Here is a 2,736-nt window from a genome sequence, read left to right as displayed (position 1 = left end):
ACGTTTGTATTGACAGTGCAACTAACAACTGTTATAGTGCTACCAGCAGATTGAGTGTATGTTACAGCAGAGATATTATCTTCTACAGCACGAATGAATACGTAGTCTAACTTTTCACTCGCGTCTTTCGTAATGTAGATCATACCAATCCTTAAATGTCGAACAACCCATTAGTTGTGTTAACAGCGAACGTAGAGTTGGTAGAGCTAACAGTAGCTGAAGTATTGGTGTCATTCAAATCACCATAACCGATGTACTGGTCAGTACCAGTCAATGAACCACCGGCACGTTTGAAGAAAGCCACATACTTAGCTGTGAGCGATACGTTAGTACCGAAGCTCACATCAGCACAATCCCACAGAATCTTACCTGCCGATAACACTGAAGTTTTACCAGTCAGTACTACAGGAGCATAGCCAGCGTCAGCAATGACGTTAGCTGATACATCAGAATATTGTGTGTGTGCTAAAGAAGGAGTATAACCAGCACCAAGCAATACAGCAACGATTGTGTCTGAAGCCCAGTTGATTTGGTTAGCGTTATCTGTCAACAGAGCTTCTTTACCTGTGTTGACTAAAGTGAAATTGCCTACGGCCATATTAATTCCTTAATTGTTCATTACATAAATGTTGGTGGTTTGTTTGAACACGTATGTTCTGTTATTTTTATCTGTAAAAGTGAATACTCGTTCAACTGGAACGATAGGATACACTGTATCACCCATACTAAGCTGCTTAGAAACGATTTGCAGCGCTTGTTTCTGTAGAGTTAATACAGTACCAGCTACATTACTTAAAGTCTTTCCAGACAAGTTGTAGCTCGTTTTAGCGAGGGTTCCATTGAACGATAGAGATGTTCCTGCTGTAACACCTAACTGTTTAGGTGTTAGAATCAGAGAAGATTTGTTTAAAGTAACTTCTAACGGAACAGCAGTACCTGTCAGTACGCTCAACTGCTTAGGTGATAAGTTGAGAGCTGTTTTATTTAGTTCACCTAAGAATGATACCGAAGTACCAGTAACCAGTTGAAGCTGTTTATTTTGTATGGTAAGATGTTGTTCGTTGATTGACAACAAGTGACCAATAGAAACACCCTCTTGTTTACCGGAGAGAGTTAGCTGTTGTTTCTGTACACCGGCGTTCCATCCTGCACTAACTGTCAGAGGTTTTGGTGTTACCGAAAGTGCTCGTTTACCTAACGATAATGAAGCACCTGCGTTAACACTAAGCTGCTTATTACCGACAAGGTAGTTTGTCTTACCAAGCAATCCGGTGAACGATACGTTGGCACCAACAGTCACTGACAGTTGTTTCAATGCTACATTGTAGGCGTTTTTAGATAATACGTTTACGGCACCTAAAGTAACAACTAACTGGTCTAAGGAAACTATTGCGTTAGACTTAACTATTGCGCTTTGGAATCCTGCCGAAACAGCTAAGGCTTTTGCTGCTGGGGTTAAACTTGTCTTACCTAGTGTACCTTCAAAAGCAACACCGGTTGAGAAGAATATCCAACAATCAGGTACTGTAAAGTTGTTCAGGGTTCCTTGGTTTGTACCAGAGACCGTAGGTAGTGTTGTACCTGCACCATTAGACAAACTAGCTTCCCAGTCTTGAGCGTTAGCTAGACCTGTAACTTCAATAACCTCTATGTCGCCATTTAAGAAGCCTGCATTATTACTACTAGACCTACCGAATTGGTTTAAACCATTAGTACCTGCTACCCAACTCGTTGACGTAGTGAATGTACCACTCTCTCCTGTAGCACTACCTGTCAGATTATTGAATATGTTCCATGTACCGTTAGCGTTGTGGGTTAGGGTGTAATCGAAAGGTACTCCAGTAAAGATCAACTGAGATGTAGAACCGTAACGGTTAGTACCTGCTGTATACACCCTCAACTGTCCTGATGAGTTTACTATTAAACCACTACTTGCGGTATTCTGGGACGTACCTATAAAAGCGGTAAGCGTTGTTGGTAGTGTAATACCAGCAGGCCCAGACTTCACTCTAAACGAGTGTGCGCCCGTACCGGCGTTACCTGTCATACCAGCAGGTATACTGACAGTATCGTTGACACCATCAAATCTTAAAGCGTATGGCATGTTACACCGCCTGAGCGGTAGCGCTCATATTAAATGTTTCGTTCTTCATTCTCATTTCAACATAAGGTAAATAAGACCCTTGCCACTGACAATGATATAATCCTGATTCTTTTACGTTGTAAATATGATTCACACGTTGCCACTTAGTCCAAAGAACACCATCATAAGATTCTCTTACTTCAATCTTAATCTGAGATTCAGTAGGGAGAGAGTTAATCACATTGACTAATACAGTTCTACCTTTACCATCAATGTTCAAATAAGAACCATCAGATAATAATTCAGGATTACGAATTTTAATTACATCAATTAGAGTGACATCTGGGAAACTATAGTATTCTTTAGTGGCTAACTGTAATATGAAATCATATTCAGCTTGTGTGCATACACCAGCGGCTTTACCTTGGTCAAGCATCCCTTTAATTTCAGGAAGTGCTACGTTGATTGAATACGCAGTAGAGGATAAATACTCTGGGCGTAACGCTTCAACCCAAGCAGATTTTAATTGAGTGTTGATACAATTATTGATTCTATCGCGTAATCCACGAGCCAGCATTGAAACTAAGTGTAACGTTTCACCGTATGCAATCTTACCTAGCTGTGTGTATTTCTTATTCTTTACAATCTCAAAC

General features: G+C 40.6%; 3 protein-coding genes. All 3 read right to left on the bottom strand.

Annotation, left to right across the window (positions count from 1 at the left end; translation table 11 throughout):
- Positions 1-151: 151 nt before the first annotated feature.
- Positions 152-598, bottom strand: a complete 447-nt coding sequence (locus ACIQ2X_RS15730) for a hypothetical protein (protein ID WP_396179920.1) — start codon at positions 596-598, stop codon at positions 152-154.
- 9 nt (positions 599-607) lie between these two features.
- On the bottom strand, positions 608-2,104 hold the full coding sequence (locus tag ACIQ2X_RS15725; RefSeq protein ID WP_396179919.1) for a hypothetical protein: 1,497 nt from the start codon (positions 2,102-2,104) through the stop codon (positions 608-610).
- A 1-nt stretch (position 2,105) separates the two neighbouring features.
- Positions 2,106-2,736: hypothetical protein (locus tag ACIQ2X_RS15720; protein WP_396179918.1), on the bottom strand; the 631-nt coding region annotated here is incomplete at its 5' end.

The sequence above is a fragment of the Flavobacterium sp. genome (genome assembly GCF_044368625.1).
In the GTDB taxonomy this organism is placed as follows: domain Bacteria; phylum Bacteroidota; class Bacteroidia; order Flavobacteriales; family Flavobacteriaceae; genus Flavobacterium.
The sequence above is the reverse complement of the archived record's forward strand: the minus strand, read 5'-3'. Positions and strand labels throughout refer to the sequence as shown.